The following is a 5,271-nucleotide window of genomic DNA, read 5'->3' on the forward strand; positions in this document are numbered from 1 at the left end:
CCCGGCACCTTCAAGATCTTCTGCTCCAACCCGAGCAACGTGAAGAACGTGCTCGACGAGGTGATCGTGCCCGCGGGAAGCCCGGCCAAGGTGATGGCCGACCTCAAGGGCAAACGCATCGGCTCCGGCCCCGGCATCCAGAACGTGACCCTGGCCAAGACGGTGCTCGAGCGCGGCGGCGCCACCGGCGCGACCGTGGTCGAGCTGCCGATCGGCCAGCACGTGGCCGCGCTCGCGGCGGGCCAGATCGACGGCGCCTACACGCTCGAACCCACCGGCACCATCGGCCGCATGAACGGCACCACCAAGGTGCTCGAAGCAGGTGTGATCGCGAAGTACGTGCTCGGCGATCCGATGGCGCCGTGGTTCGGTGGCTCGGCCTCGCTGTCTTCGGAGTTCATCAAGAAGCACCCGGACGCCGCCAAGAAGTTCGTCGCCGCCTACGGCAAGGGCGTGGCCTACGTGCGCAGCAAGTCGGTGGAAGCGCGCCAGTACCTCAAGGGCTACACCGCCATCGAAGGCGCGCTCACCGCCGAGGTGCCGCTGGCCGCGTACACCATGTACAACGAGTTCACGCCGGCCGACGTGGCGCACTTCCAGAAGTTCTTCGACCTGTTCAGCGAGAAGGGCATCTTCTCGAAGCGGCTGATGGTCGACTCCATGCTCTACAAGGGCTGAGCAGATGAGCGCCCCCACGTTTGCCGCTTTGCGGCTTCACTGCCCCCCGAGGGGGCCCTTGCTGCCTTGGGGCGGCCCGGCGGCATCATGACGGAAGCGACGAAACCCTGGAGCCCGCCCGCGTCGGCCGGCGTGCCCACGCCACCGAAAACGACCGACTGGGGCAAGGCCCTGCCCTTCGTGGGCCCGGTCGTGCTCTTCATCATCTGGGACCTGGTCGTGCGGCTGGGCTTCATCAAGCCCATCCTGCTGCCACCGCCCATCGACGCGCTCGGCGCGCTGATCGGCGGCCTGGCCGGCGGCCCGCTGATGATGGATTTCGTGGTCACGGTGTGGCGCACGGTGCAGGCCTTCCTGATCGCCGCCGTGCTCGGCATGCCGCTGGGTGTGCTGCTCGGCAGCAACGAGAAGGCCTACCGCAGCGTGGAGTTCCTGATCGACTTCTTCCGCTCCACGCCCTCGTCCGCGCTGATCCCGCTGTTCCTCATGATCTTCGGCGTGAGCGACATCAACAAGGTCGCCATCGCCGCCTTCGGCGCGCTGCTGATCGTGGTGTTCAACAGCGCCTACGGCGTGATCAACGCGCGCAAGCAGCGCGTGATGGCGGCCAAGGTGATGGGCGCCACACGCTGGCAGGTGTTCAAGGACGTGCTGATCTGGGAAAGCCTGCAGCCCAGCTTCGTCGGCCTGCGCTCGGCCGTGTCGATGGCGCTGGTCATCGTGATCGTGGCCGAGATGTTCATCGGGGCCGACAGCGGGCTGGGCAACCGCATCATCAACTCGCAGCAGGTGATGAACGTGAAGGACATGTACGCGTCCATCCTCGCCGCCGGTGCGCTGGGATATGCGCTGAACGTCCTCTTTCTTCTGATCGAACGCAAGATCGTTCACTGGAGTGGCCGATGACCGCCGTCTTGAATGCCCCGGTGTTTGCCGATGTGCCGACACCTGTTTTTCAACCCGGCCCCGCCGGCACGCACATCACCATCCGCGGCCTGACCAAGTACTTCGCGGGCTGGCCGCTGTACGAGAACTTCGACCTGGACATCCCCAAGCACAAGATCGTGTCGGTCTTCGGCCCCAACGGCTGCGGCAAGAGCACGCTGATCAACATGATCGCCGGGCTCATTCCCATCGACAGCGGCGAGATCCTGTTCGACGGCAAGAGCCTCCAGGACACCAAGATCGGCTACGTGTTCCAGAACTACCGCGAGGCGATGTTCCCGTGGATGCGCACCATCGACAACATCGCCTACCCGCTCAAGCTCGAAGGAAAAAGCAAGACCGAGGTGGACCGGCGCATGCAGGAGCTGGTGGCCTCGTTCGACGTCAAGTTCGACCTCCACCGCTACCCCTACGAGCTCTCGGGCGGGCAGCAGCAGACGGCGTCGATCATGCGGGCGCTCGCGCCCAACCCCGAGGTGCTGTTCCTGGACGAACCCTTCTCGGCGCTGGACTTCGAGATGACGCTGTTCATCCGCGAGAAGCTGCAGGAGGTGTTCATGCAGACCGGCACCACCATGGTGCTGGTCTCGCACGACCTGGAAGAAGCCGTGTACCTGGCCGACCAGGTGCTGCTGCTGACCAAGCGGCCGACCAGGGTGGCCGAGATCCTGCCCTACGACGACGCGCGCCCGCGCACCACGGCCACGCTGTCCGAGGCCAGCTTCATCGACGCCAAGAAGCGCAGCCTGGACATTTTTCAGCGCGAGGTGCGGCGATGACCGATCAACAGACCCTGGCCTATGTGCAGGCCGCCGCCGTGGCGGTGGGCCTGCCCCTGGACGACGCGCAGGCCGCACGCGTGGCGGTGCACCTGCAGCGCACCGCCGGCCTCGCGGCCACGCTGGAGGAGATCCCGCTGGCCCCCCACGACGAACCGGCCGAGCTGTTTCGCCCCGCCCCCTTCGACCAGCCCCGTTGAGCCGCGCCATGCCCACGCTGTCACTGTCCCAGACCATCCAGGCCGTCGCCACCGGCAAGCGCAGCGCCGCCGCCGTGCTGGAGACCTGCATCGCCCGCATCGAGGCCACCGAGGCGCGTGTGAACGCCTTCACCGGCACCCGCTTCGACGCCGCCCGCACCCAGGCCGCTCAGATCGACGCCCGGCGCGCCCGCGGTGAACCGCTGGGGCCGCTGGCGGGTGTGCCGTTCGCGGTGAAGAACCTGTTCGACGTCGCCGGCGAGGTGACCCTGGCCGGCTCCAGGGTGAACCGCTCCCACCCGCCCGCAGCCGCCGACGCGGTGCTGGTGCAGCGCCTGCAGGCCGCGGGCGCGGTGCTGGTGGGCTCGCTCAACATGGACGAGTTCGCCTACGGCTTCACCACCGAAAACACCCACTACGGGCCGACCCGCAACCCGCACAAGCCCGACTGCACGGCCGGTGGTTCGTCGGGTGGGTCGGGCGCGGCGGTGGCGGCCGGCCAGGTGCCGCTCACGCTGGGCTCGGACACCAACGGCTCGATCCGCGTGCCCTCGTCCTTCTGTGGCATCTGGGGCCTCAAGCCCACCTTCGGGCGGCTCTCGCGCCGCGGCAGCTTCCCGTTCGTGCACAGCATCGACCACCTCGGCCCGCTGGCCAACGACCTGCCCGGGCTGGCCCTGGCCTACGACGTGCTGCAGGGTCCCGACCCGCTGGACCCCGGCTGTTTCGCGACCGCGCTGGAGCCCACCACCGCTTTGCTCGCCCAGGGGGTGCAGGGGCTGCGCGTGGGCGTGCTCAACGGCTACTTCGACGCGCTGTCGGCACCGGCCGCGCGCGAGGCCGTGGCCCTGGCGGCCGGCGCCCTGGGCACCCAGGTGGCCGTGCAACACGGCGTCGAATGGCCCGACCCGGCCGCCGCGCGCGCCGCCGCCTTCATCGTCACCGCCAGCGAGGGCGGGCAGCTGCACCTGGAGAGCCTGCGCACGCGGGCCGACGAACACGAACCGCTGTCGGTGGACCGCCTCATCGCGGGCGCGCTGCAACCGGCGGCCTGGTACGTGCGCGCCCAGCGCTTCCGGCGCCTCTACCGCGACAAGGTCAACGCCCTGTTCCGCGACTGGGATGTGCTGATCGCGCCCGCCACCCCGGTGGCCGCACCGGCCATCGGCAGCGAGTGGATCTACATCAATGGCCAGCGCCTGCCCAGCCGCCCCTCCATCGGCCTGCTCACCCAGCCGGTGTCGTTTGCGGGCTGCCCGGTGGTGACCGCGCCCATGTGGCCCGATGGCACCGGCGGCCTGCCGATCGGCGTGCAGCTCATCGCCGCCCCCTGGCGCGAAGACCTCGCGCTGCGCGCCGGCTGGGCGCTGGCGCAGTCGGGCGTGGCCCACGTGAAGGAGACAGCACCATGACGACAAAGACGGAGCCGCTCCAGATCAATGAACCCGACGTGCTGGCCGAAGTGACCGCCGCGTTCGAGCGCTACGAGACCGCCCTGGTGAACAACGACGTGTCCGTGCTCGACGAGCTGTTCTGGGACAGCCCGCACACGCTGCGCTTTGGCGCCACCGAGAACCTGTACGGCCACGGCGCCATCCGCGAATTCCGCGCCGGCCGGCCCTCGACCGGGCTGGCGCGCACGCTGGGCAAAACCGTCATCACCACCTACGGCCGCGACTTCGCCACCGCCAACACCGAATTCGTCCGCCATGGCAGCGACCGCACCGGCCGCCAGAGCCAGACCTGGCTGCGCACCGCCGATGGCTGGCGCGTGGTCGCCGCCCACGTGAGCCTGCTGGATTGACATGAAACACCCCCCGCGTCGCCTTTGGCGCCTCCTCCCTGCCTCGCCGATCACTGAGTTTTTCAACCCTGCCTCCACCACCCAACCCAGGAGCGTTCCCATGAGCCACTTCCTCTCCAACCGCCGCGATTCGATCAAGACCCTGGCCGCGCTCGGCGCGGCGGCCAGCAGCCCCTTCGCCTTCGCGCAGAAGCCCATCACCGTGGGGGTGATCTACGTCGGCCCGCGCGACGACTACGGCTACAACCAGGCCCAGGCCGAAGCGGCGGCCATGCTCAAGAAGATGCCGGGCGTGAAGGTGGTGGAAGAAGAGAACGTGCCCGAGACCGCGGCCGTGCAGCGCACCATGACCGGCATGATCGCGCAGGACGGCGCGCAGCTGGTGTTCCCCACCTCGTTCGGCTACTTCGATCCGCACATGCTGGCGGTGGCGGCCAAGTTCCCCGACGCGCGTTTTGCCCACTGCGGCGGCATGTGGACCGAGGGCAAACACCCGAAGAACACCGCCAGTTTCTTCGGCTACATCGACGAGTGCCAGTACCTCAACGGCGTCATCGCCGGGCACATGAGCAAGAGCAAGAAGATCGGCTTCATCGCCGCCAAGCCGATCCCGCAGGTGCTGCGCAACATCAACGCCTTCACCATGGGCGCGCGCTCGGTCGACCCGAAGATCACCTGCAGCGTGATCTTCACCGGCGACTGGTCGATGCCGGTGAAAGAAGCCGAAGCCACCAACAGCCTGGCCGACCAGGGCGTGGACGTGTTCACCATGCACGTGGACGGCCCCAAGGTGATCGTGGAGACCGCGGCCAAGCGCGGCAAGATGGTCTGCGGCTACCACGCCAGCCAGGCCAAGCTCGCGCCC

7 protein-coding genes are annotated in these 5,271 nt (G+C 68.4%); all 7 read left to right on the forward strand.

Going from position 1 to position 5,271, the window contains the following annotated elements:
- Positions 1 to 678, forward strand: a 678-nt coding sequence (locus IV088_RS14345; protein WP_291103203.1) for an ABC transporter substrate-binding protein, incomplete at its 5' end; no start/stop codon positions are given.
- Between the two features lie 87 nt (positions 679 to 765).
- Entirely contained in the window at positions 766 to 1,584 is an 819-nt protein-coding gene (locus tag IV088_RS14350) for an ABC transporter permease (RefSeq protein WP_291103206.1), read from the forward strand.
- Positions 1,581 to 2,402, forward strand: coding sequence for an ABC transporter ATP-binding protein (locus IV088_RS14355; protein ID WP_291103209.1), 822 nt, complete (start codon positions 1,581 to 1,583; stop codon positions 2,400 to 2,402). The genes IV088_RS14350 and IV088_RS14355 overlap by 4 nt, the downstream gene beginning before the upstream one ends.
- Positions 2,399 to 2,602, forward strand: a complete 204-nt coding sequence (locus tag IV088_RS14360) for a DUF4089 domain-containing protein (protein WP_291103212.1) — start codon at positions 2,399 to 2,401, stop codon at positions 2,600 to 2,602. The genes IV088_RS14355 and IV088_RS14360 overlap by 4 nt, the downstream gene beginning before the upstream one ends.
- An 8-nt stretch (positions 2,603 to 2,610) precedes the next feature.
- On the forward strand, positions 2,611 to 4,014 hold the full coding sequence (locus IV088_RS14365; RefSeq protein WP_291103214.1) for an AtzE family amidohydrolase: 1,404 nt from the start codon (positions 2,611 to 2,613) through the stop codon (positions 4,012 to 4,014).
- Positions 4,011 to 4,406, forward strand: coding sequence for an oxalurate catabolism protein HpxZ (hpxZ, locus tag IV088_RS14370; protein ID WP_291103215.1), 396 nt, complete (start codon positions 4,011 to 4,013; stop codon positions 4,404 to 4,406). Before IV088_RS14365 ends, hpxZ begins: the two co-directional genes overlap by 4 nt.
- A gap of 100 nt (positions 4,407 to 4,506) precedes the next feature.
- On the forward strand, positions 4,507 to 5,271 hold a 765-nt coding region (locus IV088_RS14375; RefSeq protein WP_291103217.1), incomplete at its 3' end, for a BMP family ABC transporter substrate-binding protein.

This window comes from Hydrogenophaga sp. (genome assembly GCF_018780075.1).
Classification (GTDB): domain Bacteria; phylum Pseudomonadota; class Gammaproteobacteria; order Burkholderiales; family Burkholderiaceae_C; genus Hydrogenophaga.